We start from the raw sequence: 16,413 nt of genomic DNA on the forward strand, positions 1-16,413 counted from the left end.
GAAAAGAAAACTATATTTTCAGGTTATTTCAGCTCGCTAATCCCTGGGATTAGGAGTTAAACTTATCGTTTGAAATGAGAAACTATTTACTGATTATTTACTTGCTGCTAGTGACCGGAGTGGCAGAAGCCCAGATTCGATTGGGACAAAGCCGGTATACCCGTCAGGAGCCGGTAGATATTATAGATTTGGACTATTCCAATCCAAAGACGTATCGGATTGCCGGAATAGAAGCAGTGGGACTGAGTACCCTGGATGAAACAGCCATTATTTCCCTGGCAGGACTCCGGGTAGACGACGAGATTACCGTTCCGGGGGATGCCATCTCCGGTGCCCTGAAGAAACTCTGGGCCCAGGGAATCATCGGTGACGTCAAAATTTTGGTTACCAAAATCGAAGGTGATGACATCTACCTGCTCCTGGACCTTACAGAAAGACCCCGCTTTAGCCGGGTGGAATTTTCCGGAGTCAACAAAACCCAGGAAGGCGAACTCGAGGACAAGGTGAATATCCGCGGAAGAGTGGTGAGAGACGATGTTTTGAACAACGCTCAGCGAAATATCCGGGATTATTTCGTAGGGAAAGGTTTTCTCAATGCGGAGGTGAAGGTAGTCCAGGAACGCGATACCACCCTGCCCAACAGTGTGAAGCTGCGGTTTGATGTGGAAAAGAAAAGCAAAGTTCGGATTAATGAAATTCAGATTTCCGGGAATGATAACATAACCGCCCCCCGCATCAAGAAAAAGATGAAAGGGACCAACGAACATGCGCGTGTATATATTTTTAAGGACCTGGTTTCCAGACTGCTCAACGCCAGTCCCAAAAACGTGGGGAATGCCATCGTAAAGCGAAACCCCGTGACGGAGGACCAGATCAGGGAATACATCAATACCAATTTCAAGCTCAATTTCTTTAACGGGTCTAAATTTGTCCGCAGCGATTACAGGGATGACAAAGACGCAGTCATCGATTTTTACAACAGCCGCGGGTATCGGGATGCCGAAATCCTTTCTGATAGCGTCTATCGCTTTGACGATAGCCGCATCAATATCGATATAGACATAGAGGAAGGGCAGCAATATTATTACCGAAATATTACCTTCTCGGGAAACTACATTCATACCGATGAAGAACTTCAGGCCAAATTGGGTATCTATAAGGGGGATATCTATAATAAGGAAAAGCTGGACAAAAGGCTTAACTACGATCCCCAACGAGGGGATGACGTCAGTTCCCTGTATCAGGACAATGGATACTTGTTTTTTAGAATTGACCCGGTAGAAGTAAACGTGCAGGCCGATTCCATCGACATCCAAATGCGGATATTCGAAGGGCCTCAGGTGACAGTAAATAGCGTTTCCATAGAAGGTAACGAGCGGACAAGTGATCACGTAGTGATGCGGGAAATCCGTATCCTTCCCGGGCAAAAGTTTGACAGAAGTGCCCTGGTGCGGACCATCCGGGAACTTTCCCAGATTGGCTATTTTAACCCGGAAAATATCGAACCCGATATGCGTCCTAATTTTGAGGATGCCACGGTGGACATTACCTTCAAACTGGAAGAACGGCCAAATGATCAGATCGAGCTTTCCGGTGGCTGGGGCGGTCTGTTTGGCTTTGTCGGTACCGTAGGACTTACCTTCAATAACTTCTCCATCAAAAACATCCGGGACTTTTCGAAGTGGCGACCGTTGCCAGTGGGGGATGGGCAGAAGCTTTCCCTACGGGTACAGGCAAATGGACGTAGTTTTCAGAACTACAGCATGTCCTTCACCGAACCCTGGTTTGGAGGAAGGAAGCCCAATGCCCTTAGCTTTAGCTTTAACCACTCGGTACAACGGCAAATCGACTTCTTCAACCGAAATAATTTCGGGCAGGAACTGGGATCTTTTAAGATTACCGGTGCCACTATTGGATTGGCCAAACGGGTCACCTGGCCGGATGATTACTTCCAGGTCAGCAACAGCCTTCAGTTTCAGGTCTATGATTTTGACGAATACGGTAATTTCTTTGGTCTAAGCTACAATACCGGTACGGCCCGAAGTGTTGCGCTTAATACCACCATTGCCCGAAACAACATTGATAATCCCATTTATCCCCGTTTCGGATCGAACATTACCCTGAGTGCATCCCTCACGCCGCCTTATACTTCCATGAATCCAGGTATCAATCAGGAATCTTCGGACGAAGAAAAGTACCAGTGGCTGGAATACCATAAGTGGATGTTTGATGCTTCGTTGTACACCCCTCTTTTTGGGTCGAATAAGCTGGTATTGAGTGCCCGAACTCACCTTGGATTTGTGGGTTCCTATGGAGACCGGATTGGAATCATCCCGCTGGAGCGTTTTGTGCTGGGAGGTGATGGGATGAACATGAATAACTTTGCCCTGGGGCAGGAGATCATAGGGCTTCGTGGCTACGAAAATCAGTCCATTACCCCAGGAAGGGAATTCCGGGGACAGGCGAACGCTCCGATTCCTTACGGTGGAGTGGTGTACAACAAGCACGTGATGGAACTTCGGTTTTTGGTATCGCCCAATCCTTCGGCGACCATTTTCCTGCTGGGCTTTGCTGAAGCTGGAAATAACTGGGGCAACTATGCCGACTACAATCCGTATGACCTGAAGAAATCTGCCGGCTTTGGTGCCCGAATATTCATGCCGGCCTTTGGCCTGCTGGGTATTGATTGGGGCTATGGGTTTGACGAAATCCCAACCCTCAGCAATCCCAATCCCGGACCAAGTGGTGGCATGTTCCACTTTACCATCGGGCAACAATTCAGATAATTATGGAAAAATCGCTGAAATTGTTACTTTTGCTTTCCCTTTTCCCCATGCTCCTGTCAGCGCAGAAAATGGGCTATGTGGATACGGAGTATATCCTGAACAAACACCCGGATTACAAAAAGATTCAGGAGGAAATGGCAGCGGTAAGTACGGAGTGGAGAAAAGAGGCACAAAATTTGGAAGACGAAATCCAGCAGATGTATAGTGACCTTCAGGGAGAGCAGGTTTTATTGACAGACGAGATGTATCAGGAGCGATTGGCATTGATCCGGGAAAAGCAACAGGAAGCCAGAGCATTTAACAACCGGATATTCGGCGAAAATGGCCAATTGTACCAAAAACAGTCGGAATTGCTCCAGCCCCTGCAGTCCACCATTTACGATGCGATAGACCGGGTAGCCAAAAGAAACGGGTTGGCCATTTTGTTTGATAAAGCGACCAGCCCTACGTCTATTATTTATACGGATCCAAGGCACGATTACTCGGATTTTATCATAGAAGAATTAGGATTAGAAGAAAACAATTAAAATTAACAAAGTTTAACAATTATGAAAGCAAGAATCATCCTATCAGCAATAGTCCTCTTTTGCTTTGGATTTGTAGCAAGTGCTCAAGATCTGAAAATCGGGTACACCAATGTAGAATACATCATGAGCCTGATGCCGGAGATGGAGCAAATTGATGCTGATATCCAGGATTACAGCAATCAGCTGGGGCAGCAAATCCAGACCAAAAGCCAGAGTTTTCAGCAGCAGCTACAAAGCTATCAGCAGTCTGCCCAAACCATGACCGAGGAAGCTCGTGCCACCAAGGAGCGAGAACTTCAAACCATGGAGCAGGAAATCCAAAAGTTTCAGCAAGATGCCCAATCTTCCTATCAGCGCAAGCTGCAGGAATTGTTAGAGCCTGTTCAAACCAAGGTATACAATGCTATCAATGCCGTAGCGGCCGAAAACAACTATAGCCACGTATTCTCTGAGGCGGCAGGACAAGCTCCCGTACTCTTATACACCAAAGACAATGATCCTTTTACGGATCTCGTTTTGGCGAAGTTGGGCTTGGAAGCACCAGAAACCCCTGCACCCGCTCCAGGAAGTAATTAATAATAAACGTAAAAAATAAGTAAGCCCGGTTGCATTTGTAACCGGGCTTTTTTATTTCAAAAAATTCCTATTTTTAAGCCATGAACAACCCATCTAATAGCTTACAGCCCCTAATGATGCTTTGCCTCCTACTGGCAAGCGGACTATTTGTCCAACCCCTCGCCGCCCAATCGGAGGCAAAACCTTATTTCATAAACGGAGAGGCCCAGGAAGTACCTGCCTTTATGGATCCCGCCCGCTGGGTACGGCATGATCTCTGGGTGGAAACCGAATTCGACTCCGATGCAGATGGCTACCCTGACCGTATGCACGTCGCCGTGACCCGCCCATACCAGACCGAATACCAGGGCTTGAAACTTCCGGTCATTTACGTCAGCAGTCCCTATTTTGCAGGGGTGGCGCCTGATGTGGATGGCTTGTTTTGGGATGTGCGCCACGAACTGGGATCCCCGCCGGAAGAAAGGGTCTCTCCGGAAGTAACGCCCATCAACAACCGGCCCTTTATTTCTGACTCCCATATTAAAACCTGGGTGCCGCGAGGTTATATCGTCGTGCATTCTTCCTCTCCGGGCACCGGCCTTTCCCAGGGCGCTCCCACCGTGGGCGGAAAAAACGAATCCCTGGCCCCCAAAGCCGTGATCGACTGGCTTTGTGGGCGGGCTAAAGGCTATACCCAACCTCAAGGTGGGCAACTCGTGGAGGCCTATTGGTCTACGGGAAAGGTAGGCATGACCGGGACTTCCTACAATGGGACCATTCCCCTGGCTGCGGCCACCACCGGGGTGGAGGGGCTGGAGGCCATCATTCCCATCGCTCCCAATACCTCCTATTACCACTATTACCGCTCCCATGGGCTGGTGCGTTCTCCCGGTGGGTACCTGGGAGAAGACATTGACGTATTGTATGACTTTATTCACAGCGGAGATACGGCCAGGAGAGCCGGAAATAATGCCCGTATCCGCGATGCTGAAATGAGAGCAGGCATGGACCGGGTTACCGGAGATTACAACGATTTCTGGGCCGGCCGGGACTACCTCAATCAAATGGAGCCCATGAAGGCGGCCATGCTGATGGCCCACGGCTTTAACGACTGGAACGTGATGCCGGAACACAGTTACCGCATCTATAAAAAGGCCGAATCCATGGGTCTGCCGGTACAGTTGTATTACCATCAGGATGGGCACGGGGGACCGCCGCCCATGCGGATGATGAACCGCTGGTTTACCCGCTACCTACATGGAGTGGAAAATGGCGTGGAAGAGGACCCAAAAGTATGGATCGTACGGGAAGGAGACAGTCAAGACAACCCCAGCCCCTACGAAGCCTATCCCCATCCCCAATCAGAGGCGGTACAACTTTTCCTGGAAGGGGCTGCCCCGGCAGCAGGCAAACTTAGTAGCCATCCGCTTGGTCGGCAGGGTAAGGAAACGCTGGTAGACAACTTTTCATTTGATGGGGCTTCCCTGGCCAGGGCCGAACTGACCGATCACCGGCTGTTGTTTTTGAGCCCGGAGCTCCAGGAAGACCTGCACCTATCGGGACTGGCCGAGATGACCATTCGCCTGGCATCCAGCAAGCCGGCCGCCAACCTTTCCGTTTGGCTGGTGTCCTTGCCCTGGAATGAAGGAAAAAATGCGGAGATCACCGACAACATCATCACCCGGGGCTGGGCAGATCCCCAGAATCACCAATCCCTGACAGCAAGTGAAGCCCTGAAGCCCGGTAAGTTTTATACATTATCGTTCGAACTGCAGCCCGACGATCAGGTAATTCCCCGGGGGCAGCAGATCGGTTTGCTGATTTTTTCCAGCGATAAGGAATTTACGCTTTGGCCCGAACCCGGCACGGAACTGACGGTGGACCTGGACAAAAGCTCCCTACAGCTACCGGTAGTGGGAGGTAAGGAAGCCTATCAAGCGGCTACGGAATAGTTTTATGCACCACAGATAACATAGATCAGCACAGATAGATTAGGGATAATCTGGTTTAGTAGAAAGAACCCGAAGAAATCTGTGGAAATTCGTGCTAATCTGTGGTGAAAAAAAGTGTGCACCACGGATTACTCAGATTAGCACAGATAGATAGGGATAGGGTGATTAAGTAGAAGAAACCCAAAATAATCTGTGGAAATCCGCGCGAATCTGTGGTGAAAAAAAGTGTGCACCACGGATAACACAGATAGATTAGAGATAATAAGGTTTAGTAGAAAGAACCCGAATAAATCTGTGGAAATCCGCGCGAATCTGTGGTAAAAGAGTTAGATACCGAGGATTTATTTGATTCATGCCTATGGAATTAAATGATTTAACATACCAAATAATTGGCTGCGTCTATAAAGTTCATTCAGAGTTGGGACCTGGGTTACTGGAATCTACCTATGAGATTTGTCTGGAGTATGAATTACTTCAGGTAGGTTTAACTGTTGAACGACAAAAGCCTCTTCCGGTACATTATGATGGCATTAAACTGGATGCAGGTTACCGAATAGACCTACTCGTTAATGATCTTGTTCTCCTTGAATTGAAGTCCGTTGAGGAACTTGCACCTATTCACAAATCCCAGGTGATGACGTATCTTAAATTATCCGGTTTGAAATTGGGGCTGCTGCTCAATTTTAATGTACAGGATATGAAAAAAGGAATCATAAGAATAATCATGTGAACCATGAATCAAAGAAGAGCATAAAAAATCTGTGAAAATCGGCGCGAATCTGTGGTGAAAAAAAGTGTGCACCACAGATAACACAGATTAACACGGATAGATAAGGGATAAGATGATCTACCTGAAGCAACAAAAGAAAATCGGTGCGAATCTGCGCGAATCTGTGGTGAAAAAAAGTGTGCACCACGGATAACACAGATTAGCACAGATAGATTAGGGATAATCTGGTTTAGTAGAATGAATCGAAAAAAATCTGTGTCAATCCGTGCAAATCTGTGGTGAATAAAAAAGTGCACCACGGATTACTCAGATTAGCACAGAAAGATAGGGATAGGGTGATTAAGTAGAAGAAACCCAAAATAATCTGTGGATATCTGCGCGAATCTGTGGTGAAAAAAAGGTATGCACCACAGATAACACAGACTAGCACAGATAGATTAGGGATAATAAGGTTTAGAAGAAAGAACCCGAATAAATCTGTGGAAATCCGCGCGAATCTGTGGTGAAAAAAAGGTATGCACCACAGATAACACAGATTAGCACAGATAGATTGGGGATAATAAGGTTAAATAGAAAGAACCAAAAAAAATCTGTGGATATCTGCGCGAATCTGTGGTGAAAAAAAGTGTGCACCACGGATAACACAGATTAGCACAGATAGATTAGGGATAATCTGGTTTAGTAGAATGAATCGAAAAAAATCTGTGTCAATCCGTGCGAATCTGTGGTGAAGAAAAAAGTGCACCACGGATAACACAGATAGATTAGGGATAATCTGGTTTAGTAGAATGAATCGAAAAAAATCTGTGTCAATCCGTGCGAATCTGTGGTGAAAAAAAGTGGGCACCACGGATAGCACAGATAGATTATGGATAATAAGGTTTAGTAGAAAGAACCCGAAGAAATCTGTGGAAATCCGCGCGAATCTGTGGTTCAAAAAGCGGGAACCATGGAAGGTGTATCAGGGCCAACTTTAGTAGGAAGCACCTGGTTTATAAATTGGATGGACCTTTCAAGGGCTGGTTTTCCATACTCATTTCGATCTCTCCCAAAAACGAAAAGGACCGGCAAGCGTTCGGCAAAAAAAAGAATAAAGCTTTTGACAGTTTCTAACAGAAACATTTCCTAACTTACTGAATCCCAATTCACATGCGCTAATTAGGTTTTTACGATCAAAACTCCCATTTCCTGATCCATTAAATATGAACGGCTATGAATAAAATGATCTTAGGAATGCTTGCTCTTGGTTTGGTTGCCGTTTCGGTACAGGCGCAACATGCAGATGCGAAAGCGGCTGCGAGAGCACTGGCCGCATACAATCTCGATCCTCATGCTTCTAAAGAAAGACTTAAAGAAGCCCTAGCCGCCATTTTGCCGGATCCTGTCGGTGAAGACGCTGCCGATCCGAAATTTTACATCCTGAAAGGGGAAATATTGAACACGCTGGCTAGCCAGATCGTTACCGTGAAACAGACCGGCCTGGGTTCTGTAGAAGAGCTTCCGCAGGTAGAAAGTGTAGCGGTCAGGGGTTTTAAAGCGTATGCAACCGCTGTAGAAAAGCATGCGCAAGCCATTAATTCGCCGGGGTATCTTCTTCGGGATGTGGTGAAAGGTATCCAGGAATCACAAGGGCACCTGTACAACTTTGGGATCTACGCCTTCGAAACCCAGGATTACGAATTGGCTTATCTCAACTTCTCCTCGGGTCTGGCCGCCCATGAAATCCTGAAGAAAGAAGGCCAGGAGAGCGTTTTGGATGATGCCCTCGCCATGATGGACCAGAAATACATTACGGGCCTGGCGGCCCTGAACAACAACATGACCGAGGCGGCCAGGCCGCTCTTTGAAGACCTCTACAGGGCGAATTACGATAATGCAGCGGTCTATGAAGCCTTGTACACCATCCATGCCAGCGGCGAAGACGCCGACCTGGAAACTGCCTACCAGTACCTGAAGGCCGGTCGTGAAAAATACCCCGAGGAAGCATCCCTGCTGTTTGCCGAGATCAATCACTTCTTGAAGCAAAACCGACTCGATGAACTCATTGATAAATTGAAAACGGCCATTACCCGAGAACCAAACAACCCGGCACTCTACCTCACCCTGGGTGGCGTATACGATAACTTGTACCAGCGCGAATCCGCTGCCGGAAACAGCGACAGGGCCAGGAGTTACTTCGACCAGGCCTTCAATTATTACAATCAGACCCTGGAAAAAGATCCAGCCAATTTCGATGCGCTGTATAGCAGCGGTAGCCTGTACTACAACCGCGCTGCTACCCTGACGATGGTCTTGAATGAGCTGTCTGCAGACGGTAGCCCGGCGGGTATGGCGAAATACGAAGCCATGGAAGCCGAGGTATTCGCTGCATTTGACAAAGCACTTCCTTATTTCCAGAAGGCGGAAAGGATCAATCCGAACAGCGTTGAGACGCTCATTGCATTAAAGGAAATTTACGCCAGAAAAAATGAACCGGAAACTTCCAATGCCTTAAACAAGCGCCTGGAGAACCTGCAGCATGGCGGTATCAACGAAACCCCTTTTTTCAACGAATAAACAGCAAACCAATAGTTCATCTGCTTATATCCTCAAAATCATGACTGGCATAAAGGTCCTTTATCCCACGATCAAAAAATGCATCAAATTTAGTGGCAAGAAAATAGGGCAATGGCAAAAGACGTATTAAAAGTCCATCTAGCTGGTATGCATAAGCTAGATCAAACCCCTTTTTGAACCAGCGATTACCTGGCGCCCAGCCTACCGGCTCAGTTGCCATGACATCTACCAACACATCCTCATACCGAAACCGACAAACTACTGTATCGCTTGCTGATTGGATAAACCCAATATTAACCAACTCTTGGCGCAAAGCCTCAAGCTCTCCAATAGTGGCAATCTTCAAGGTAATGTCCAAGTCTTTAGTGGGTCGCACATCGTCCGCCGAAGGATCGTCAATGTAGAGACTCACAACGGCCCCACCCACATAGACCACTCGCTTATTGAGTGGCCCCAAAGCTGTGCCTATCTTCTTGGTCACCGCTCGGTTGATTTGTGTGTTCTTTAGCATATCCGTTTTTTGAGTTCCTCTACGGCAAGGTTTCGTTCTCGTGCTTTACCTACCCTGAGCGCATCGCACAGCGCCATTACTTCATAAAAAGCCTGATCTTTGAGGCAGGCCGCTGGAACACTTGGATAGAGAGGCTCGATGGCCTGACCTCTCACATTACCTTTATGGTGAGGCCAAACATAAGGCACATCACTCATGATCTCGTTGCTTAACGGAGGTGCGGCATGGGCAGTAGGTACGCCTCTTACCAATGCACCGGGCTGCTGAGGATATACATAGCGCAGGCCATATTGCAAAAAATCCATTGTCGCCTGTCGCATTACCTGCTTTTTGTTTTGAAAAAGCAACCCGGCAATGGACGAGCGATTAAGACTCTCGCTTACCTCACTTGCGCTTATCTCCAATTCCTGAGAAAGATCTTTCATGGTCCAGGCTTGCTCGTGTTTGATGGCGATTTTGAGTAAGATAACGATGTCCTGGGGCCGCATGCCACTGTGCTTTTTCATTGAATGCGTGTTTTGCTTTCAAGTAAAGATAGGATTAAAATTCTTAATTCGCGAATCGCGAATTGATAAACCGGAAACATACAACTTACAATGCCTGTTGATAATGCAATGCGCCACGCTACTGAGTTCGTAAAAAGCCATAGGCTTGAAGGTTTTTTGGTTTTTTTCACCAAAAGCTTTAATTACATTATTCCATATTCGAATACGGAATATTCACGATAATCAAACCAGGATTGATTTTAGCACGGATTTGCTGAGATTAATTTTTGCATTTATAACAACGTACGAATCCCTACCTGATTTTGTGCCGCATCAATTCCGCCAGGCTGCAGGTAAAGGGATTGGCTGAGGCCCTGCCGGAGGAATAGCCCGAAAGGAACCTAAAATTCCAGTGAATGCCTTGAAATTCCTGGTCGGTTACGGGTTCCAGTTGGATTACCAGGTAATGATCCTGTGAGGGATGCGGATAGCCATTATTGATCATGTCTTCTTTCGAAAAAACTTTGGGGCCTTTGCTAACAATCCGCCATAAATCTCCGGAATGCCGGTCTCCCGCAGTGTGCAACAGTAAATACCTTGAGTTCACAGTTTCTTTATCCAAAATAAGCGAACCCGAACCTGATCCGATTCTGAAATTGTAAGGTCTATTTCGTTTTATCCATTCGTAGTGTTCTTCTGAATGGTAATACCCAACCAACACAAAGGTCTCATCTGGAAATAGCGCTTGATTCTTGTGAATGGTTTCCGGAAGCGCCTCTCGTATCTGGTTCTTCGATTCTGGTGTATCTTTATGGATATCAGAAGTCCTTTACACCTGTGATCACGAGCAGGCCATCCACTCGTTTCTCTGATTTAACTTCCTGAGCTGTTGTGGAAAGATCATTGTTGTATGGAAGAAACATGTGGAATTCTGCTCCAAAAGCCCTCCTACGTAATTGATAATGATAATAGCAGTTTTATCCAACTCTCAGCTTTGCCGCATCATGCCATAAATAATGTGGCAAAGGCTCATTCAATTTCCATTTGATGTTCATAGGTTTAGCGCCATAATGGTCAAGCAACTTTGCTTCACCGACAAAAACGTAGCCCATTGTATTTCCGAATTCATCTTTGTTCTTTTCTCTTACAAAAAGCAAAACTTTCTTACCTTGTTCCTCATGGTTTATATATGACTTTCCCCTTGTAGTTTGCGGACCCGCTGCATTTTGACTTTGCCAATGGAATAAAGATTCATTGATTGCATAGTCGTCATACATGGTGGTGGGCGAAAAGTTTTCTTCTGATTTAATGAGGTTAATAAATAAAAGCTCCGTATTTAAATCTGAATTTTCCGCCACCCCTTCACGGTTAGATGATTTTCTTTCAAAACTACTTAAACCGAAGGCTGATAGAATTTGATCTCGGGTATAGCGCGCATGAACCTTTAGCGGTTGATCGTAGGGCAGAATAATGTCTAATTCCTTGAAATCAATTCGGTCAATTAGAATTTCCATAACTTCAATGATTTCTTCAACCAATACCGGGTTTTTACCCAATTCCTCTATGCTATCTTTTAAGGAGACAAATTCACCAGCTTTTTGCCATACATCATAATGAAGCATTAGCAACATTTGATTTTCATTTTCAGTAAACTCCTTTCCTGAAATCTTAAATTGATTCTTTGCTAAAGCCCGAATAAATTCGAAATAGCTTGTCGATTTGGATGAAAGCCACTTTTTTGAAATGGCATTGACGATTTGCTTTTCATTGGTACTATCAAATTCTTGGACACTGCTGGCTTCTTGATAAAGTCTCTTCCAACTCCCACGTTTATAAATCAATTGCAGAGGGATATTATGGAATTCAATAAAATTCTTCAAGTTCAATTCCAGTGTGCTTTGATGCTGGAAGTTTTGAATTTTAGAAATGAGGTGATTTCTATTCAGTGAGGTTGCCGCAGTGATATTTTCAAGAATAATCTGTTTTGCTTTTTTCTCCAGAATTACGGAACAACCAAGTGGTAAACGAGGAAAATTGTCTTCGACTTCTTTTTTTATGGTTGTTGCCGTTTTTCCAATAAGTGCTCTAAATTTGTTCTCAAAATTATACTCAGGTCTGGAATTACCTACAAAATCCAAAACCGTCAAGCACTCCTTATTTTCTGCTAAACGAAGCCCTCGTCCGAGTTGCTGTAAGAAAATGGTAAGGCTCTCCGTTGGCCTTAAAAACAATACAGTATCTATTTCTGGAATATCTACCCCTTCATTAAAAATATCCACAACAAAAAGGTAATTGATTTCCTTGTTGAGAAGTTGGTTCCTTACTCTGTCACGGTCTTGGTTGTTGTCGCTTGTAAGGTAATCCGCCCTTAATCCAGCAAGCGTAAACTTCTCTGTCATAAACTTTGCGTGATCCATGGTAACGCAAAAGCCAAGTGCACGAACATCTAAAAGGTCTTTTGTATATTTTTCTAACGCATCAATTATTTCGCGAATCCTTCTATCATTAGCTGTGTAAACGGATGATAACTCACTTGGTACATATCGGCCACGGTCCCAGCCAACCCTAGAAAGATCAATGCTATCTGTAATCCCGAAATACTGAAATGGACAAAGCAACTTTCTATTCAAGGCCTCAGGCAGCCGAATCTCAACCGCAATTTTATTATGAAAATCTTCCTGAATATCCCCACCATCCATTCGTTCAGGGGTGGCAGTTAAGCCAAGTAAAACTTTTGGCTTGAAATAGTTGATAATGTCCCTGTAGCTGTTTGCCGTTAGGTGATGGCACTCATCAATTACTACAAAATCAAAATATTCATGAGAAAGTGTCAAATCGCCTAAGCGGTTATTCAATGTTTGCACAGACGCAAATACATGCTCGTAACTTCCTGGTTCAAAGCCACCTACTAATAACTCTCCAAAATTATTATCTTTTAAAATTCCTCTAAAAATATCCATTGACTGTTGTAATATCTCTTTTCTATGCGCCAAAAAAAGAAGCTTGGCGGTGGTGTTTTTATTTTTGAATCTTTTGTAATCAAATGCTGAAATAATCGTTTTTCCGGTCCCTGTCGCTGCCACAACCAAATTTCTATATCTATGGTGCACGGTTCGCTCAACTTCAAGCGTTTCAAGAATTTCTTCTTGAAACGGATAAGGTTTAACATCAAAAAATATCGTGTTTAATGAGGAGGTCGTTCCTGTTTTTCCTTGATTAAGTGATTCTATTAATTTCTCCTTGTGGATGTTATCATCAAACAGTTCAAAATCATCACTTTCCCAGTATGAATCAAAAGTTTTTTGAAACTTAGCAATAATATGGATCACTTCTTTAGTCGTGATTTTTAAATTCCACTCGAGGCCATCAGTTAGGGCTGATCGCGAAAAATTGGAAGATCCTATATATCCCGTATGAAAACCTGTATTTCTTTTAAACAGGTAGGCTTTGGCATGCAGCCTCTCATTGCCTGTGTTGTATGAAATCTTTACTTGCGTATTGGGTAGCTTAGACAATAATTGTATTGCTTTGTAATCTGATGCACCCATGTAGGTGGTTGTAATTATCCGCAATTCCCCACCGTTCAAAGTGAATTCCCGTAACTCCCTTTCGAGAATGATAATACCCTTAAACTTGATAAACGAAACGAGTAAATCAATCTTATCAGACGATAAAATTTCTTTTTTTAATTCACTCTCTAACGATAAGCCGACATTTCCACCGGTAAAAAGTTCACTATGCGTAAGTCTTGTATAGGGGGTTATTTCTTTTAAGTGAAGTTCGAAGTCAGAAAAGTGCGAATCAACTCTTGAAAAGACTGCCTTCAAAATTTCTCCTTCCGCTGCTATTAGGTCGTTTTCAAACTCCTTCTTTTTAAGCTCCTCTTTCAAAAATAGGATGATTTTATTAGCAATCTCTATTTGTGTTTCAACCTGATTTTTTCCTTTAATTAGGTTCAAAGCAAGTTTTATCGTTTGGGTCAGATGTTCAGCTAAGATGGAAGAGGCCTCTTCTTTGTCCAATACACTTTTATTAATGAAAAATTCATTTTTATCTAAAGCCCTTACTTTTTGAGAAATAAGCTTTGTTACTAAACCTTCATAAATGCCTTCGATCATAATTTTAAATATTCATTCATTATTGGGATATCAGCCTCAGCCCAATCTAAACGAGTAAGTCTATCCTTTCTAAGCCACTTGTAACTCTTATGCTCTGCGAGTTTTAGTTCACCTCCGATGTGCGAAGCGAGAAATGGAATTAAGTATATGTTTTTGGTTGGATATTTAAACGCAGATGGGGTCAACCGATGAACGAGTTTTATGTCAATATTCAGTTCCTCTTTGATTTCCCTTAGAATACAATCTTCTTCGGATTCTCCTACTTCCATTTTACCACCTGGGAACTCCCATTTAAGAGGTAATTGCATTTTTTCGCTTCGCTGAACGACTAATGTTTCAGCATTTCTTTCGATTAATGCGCAAGTAACTTTGATCATAATTATTATGAAATATACTTTTCATTTTCTCTTTCATGATCTTTATCCTTTTGCCTGTCGGCGTTGATCTTATCCAACCACCATTGCGTTCGTGTTTTCGGAACAACATAATATTTACAACCCTCATGTCCGTGCCAGAAACAACCGTGCACTTGAACTATCGTATTGTATTTTGGCAAAACAATATCTGGTTTTCCAGGCAACTTTTTGTCATGTAGTTTAAATCGAAAACCATGGGCATGAAGATACTTCCGAACCAGCATTTCCGGTTTGGTATCCTTTCCCTTGATCCGGCTCATGTTATAGCTCCTTATTTCCGGTTCGTGAACGTCTGCCATGATAAAATTAATTTGTCTACTGAAATACCGGTGTTCTTGAAATACCAAGGATGGAAGTCGTTGGCTCCCCCTAATTTGTTTCGTATTCTAGTCCCGGGAATTTTTCAGTGAATTTATTGATAATTTTGTGTATGTTGCCGATTCCCCAATTTCTTGCAACATAATACCCTTCTCCTCTATAAATGAGTTCAGGAGCGTCATTTGCTCTGTATTTTCTGTACTTAATTTCCGTGTCTGTAAAATCTTCCTTTTTCTTTAACAGAAAAAAACTGCAACTTTTGTCCTCCCTCAAAAAGCTGATCACATTGTCGTCAATAAGGCCTTTGGCTTCCAGCAAGTTAATGGTCTGAAGTCCAATGTCAGATTTTTTAAAATTTCTGCTAAAAATTTCCCCATTGTATTTTAGGTTATAGGTACTTCGATCTCTGTCGGAGGATAAACTGTCCAGGGCTTCTTTAATATTTTCCCTTGTATCTTTTTCCTGTTCCGGATCAGAACTAATTGCGTACAGGGACGCCAATATTAATTTTTGATTTTTTTCCCAAAAACTGGATAATAGTTTTCTTTCCTCATTACCGAGTGCCATAATTAATTCCTGTTTGTGTCCATCAGCTTCTTCGTTAATCGAAGGTTGACTTAAGGATTTTAAATATTCGGTTAATATATTCTCTGTACGCGCTGAAATATTTTGGTTTAATGCGGGTTCAATCAAGTAATCTACAATAGATTGGTAATTAACTTGAATAAACTCTTTGCAGTTACATTCCGGCTCGGTTAGTTCTATTAGTTCAAGCGTTGAGATAGGGGTTAAGTAAATATAGATGACAATATTGTCATCATTTTCTGAAGGATTAAAGTATCTGAAGTAGCTGTTCGTTTGATCGTTGTTCTCTCTACTCTCAACTTTATTTTCGATAACCAATCGTATATTCTTAGTTTTTCCAGCAATTAAAAGAGTCAATTCAATGTAGATGTCAAGTCTCCCAAAATTTTTAATCGAGTATTCAGGTTTAATGAAAAGCCTTTCAATTAAGTAGTCCTCTGTCACAAAAGAATTGAAAAGGTCGCGGTGCTTGCTTTTTAACTTATCACTGCTAAACTTCAAAATAATGTCTAAAAATTTCTTGATAGGAAATTCGCCCAAATTATGGCTCTCCAGGTTCCCTAACAACCAGGCAAGAAATCCGCTATGACTGATTTCCCTTCGGCTAACGCCCAATATTTCTGAGAATGACTTGGAATAGTAAAAGTTTTCCAACTTTTGGAAGTCGGGGTCATTCTTAAATTTTATAATCTCATCCCTGATTTGGTCTATCGTGAATTTATCTGTCATTACCCTTTGCGATTCGTCCTACTTGCTTACCACCCTAAAAACATTCCCAGATAGCTAACTGCTTACAAAATACCAGATCTTCCCAACTTCATCAGTCAAAAAATCCTGCATTTCCCCCTATAAATTCCCTAACAAGATAGGGGAA

At 43.7% G+C, this 16,413-nt stretch carries 13 protein-coding genes; 6 read left to right on the forward strand and 7 right to left on the reverse strand.

Annotation, left to right across the window (positions count from 1 at the left end):
* The first annotated feature begins 74 nt into the window (after positions 1-74).
* The 6 genes from GKS34_RS12745 to GKS34_RS12770 all read left to right on the forward strand — a co-directional run bounded on the left by GKS34_RS12745 (position 75) and on the right by GKS34_RS12770 (position 9,106).
* The gene (locus GKS34_RS12745) at positions 75-2,786 is read left to right on the forward strand and encodes a BamA/OMP85 family outer membrane protein (protein ID WP_163385209.1); all 2,712 of its coding nucleotides are present in this window, start codon (positions 75-77) and stop codon (positions 2,784-2,786) included.
* Between the two features lie 2 nt (positions 2,787-2,788).
* A complete protein-coding gene (locus GKS34_RS12750) occupies positions 2,789-3,313 on the forward strand; it encodes an OmpH/Skp family outer membrane protein (RefSeq protein ID WP_163385210.1) in 525 nt (174 codons plus the stop codon).
* 21 nt (positions 3,314-3,334) lie between these two features.
* Positions 3,335-3,889, forward strand: coding sequence for an OmpH/Skp family outer membrane protein (locus GKS34_RS12755; RefSeq protein ID WP_163385211.1), 555 nt, complete (start codon positions 3,335-3,337; stop codon positions 3,887-3,889).
* Between the two features lie 80 nt (positions 3,890-3,969).
* Positions 3,970-5,820 (forward strand): Xaa-Pro dipeptidyl-peptidase, encoded by a 1,851-nt coding sequence (locus tag GKS34_RS12760; RefSeq protein WP_240459291.1) that lies wholly within the window; start codon positions 3,970-3,972, stop codon positions 5,818-5,820.
* Between the two features lie 352 nt (positions 5,821-6,172).
* Positions 6,173-6,550, forward strand: coding sequence for a GxxExxY protein (locus GKS34_RS12765; RefSeq protein ID WP_317167979.1), 378 nt, complete (start codon positions 6,173-6,175; stop codon positions 6,548-6,550).
* 1,212 nt (positions 6,551-7,762) lie between these two features.
* Complete coding sequence (locus GKS34_RS12770; protein WP_163385212.1) at positions 7,763-9,106, forward strand: tetratricopeptide repeat protein; 1,344 nt, start codon at positions 7,763-7,765, stop codon at positions 9,104-9,106.
* 16 nt (positions 9,107-9,122) lie between these two features.
* On the opposite strand, the gene GKS34_RS12775 is transcribed toward GKS34_RS12770, so the two are convergent.
* From GKS34_RS12775 to GKS34_RS12805, 7 genes are all read right to left on the reverse strand, one after another.
* Entirely contained in the window at positions 9,123-9,617 is a 495-nt protein-coding gene (locus GKS34_RS12775) for a hypothetical protein (protein ID WP_163385213.1), read from the reverse strand.
* Positions 9,611-10,123, reverse strand: coding sequence for a hypothetical protein (locus GKS34_RS12780; RefSeq protein ID WP_163385214.1), 513 nt, complete (start codon positions 10,121-10,123; stop codon positions 9,611-9,613). Before GKS34_RS12780 ends, GKS34_RS12775 begins: the two co-directional genes overlap by 7 nt.
* Before the next feature lie 292 nt (positions 10,124-10,415).
* A complete protein-coding gene (locus GKS34_RS12785; RefSeq protein ID WP_163385215.1) occupies positions 10,416-10,709 on the reverse strand; it encodes a hypothetical protein in 294 nt (97 codons plus the stop codon).
* 370 nt (positions 10,710-11,079) lie between these two features.
* Positions 11,080-14,220, reverse strand: coding sequence for a DEAD/DEAH box helicase (locus GKS34_RS12790; protein WP_205602068.1), 3,141 nt, complete (start codon positions 14,218-14,220; stop codon positions 11,080-11,082).
* Positions 14,217-14,597 (reverse strand): (deoxy)nucleoside triphosphate pyrophosphohydrolase, encoded by a 381-nt coding sequence (locus GKS34_RS12795; RefSeq protein WP_163385216.1) that lies wholly within the window; start codon positions 14,595-14,597, stop codon positions 14,217-14,219. Before GKS34_RS12795 ends, GKS34_RS12790 begins: the two co-directional genes overlap by 4 nt.
* A gap of 5 nt (positions 14,598-14,602) precedes the next feature.
* On the reverse strand, positions 14,603-14,935 hold the full coding sequence (locus tag GKS34_RS12800) for a very short patch repair endonuclease (RefSeq protein ID WP_163385217.1): 333 nt from the start codon (positions 14,933-14,935) through the stop codon (positions 14,603-14,605).
* Positions 14,936-15,005: 70 nt separating this feature from the next.
* Positions 15,006-16,268, reverse strand: coding sequence for a PD-(D/E)XK nuclease family protein (locus GKS34_RS12805; protein ID WP_163385218.1), 1,263 nt, complete (start codon positions 16,266-16,268; stop codon positions 15,006-15,008).
* Positions 16,269-16,413: the final 145 nt, after the last annotated feature.

The organism is Cyclobacterium jeungdonense, from assembly GCF_010994275.1.
Taxonomy (GTDB): Bacteria; Bacteroidota; Bacteroidia; order Cytophagales; family Cyclobacteriaceae; genus Cyclobacterium; species Cyclobacterium jeungdonense.

Excerpts from the sequence above, each read along its gene's own strand:
- GKS34_RS12745 (WP_163385209.1), top strand. The coding sequence starts at position 75 with ATGAGAAACTATTTACTGATTATTTACTTGCTGCTAGTGACCGGAGTG.
- GKS34_RS12750 (WP_163385210.1), top strand. The coding sequence starts at position 2,789 with ATGGAAAAATCGCTGAAATTGTTACTTTTGCTTTCCCTTTTCCCCATG.
- GKS34_RS12755 (WP_163385211.1), top strand. The coding sequence starts at position 3,335 with ATGAAAGCAAGAATCATCCTATCAGCAATAGTCCTCTTTTGCTTTGGA.
- GKS34_RS12760 (WP_240459291.1), top strand. The coding sequence starts at position 3,970 with ATGAACAACCCATCTAATAGCTTACAGCCCCTAATGATGCTTTGCCTC.
- GKS34_RS12765 (WP_317167979.1), top strand. The coding sequence starts at position 6,173 with ATGCCTATGGAATTAAATGATTTAACATACCAAATAATTGGCTGCGTC.
- GKS34_RS12770 (WP_163385212.1), top strand. The coding sequence starts at position 7,763 with ATGAATAAAATGATCTTAGGAATGCTTGCTCTTGGTTTGGTTGCCGTT.
- GKS34_RS12775 (WP_163385213.1), bottom strand. The coding sequence starts at position 9,617 with ATGCTAAAGAACACACAAATCAACCGAGCGGTGACCAAGAAGATAGGC.
- GKS34_RS12780 (WP_163385214.1), bottom strand. The coding sequence starts at position 10,123 with ATGAAAAAGCACAGTGGCATGCGGCCCCAGGACATCGTTATCTTACTC.
- GKS34_RS12790 (WP_205602068.1), bottom strand. The coding sequence starts at position 14,220 with ATGATCGAAGGCATTTATGAAGGTTTAGTAACAAAGCTTATTTCTCAA.
- GKS34_RS12795 (WP_163385216.1), bottom strand. The coding sequence starts at position 14,597 with ATGATCAAAGTTACTTGCGCATTAATCGAAAGAAATGCTGAAACATTA.
- GKS34_RS12800 (WP_163385217.1), bottom strand. The coding sequence starts at position 14,935 with ATGGCAGACGTTCACGAACCGGAAATAAGGAGCTATAACATGAGCCGG.
- GKS34_RS12805 (WP_163385218.1), bottom strand. The coding sequence starts at position 16,268 with ATGACAGATAAATTCACGATAGACCAAATCAGGGATGAGATTATAAAA.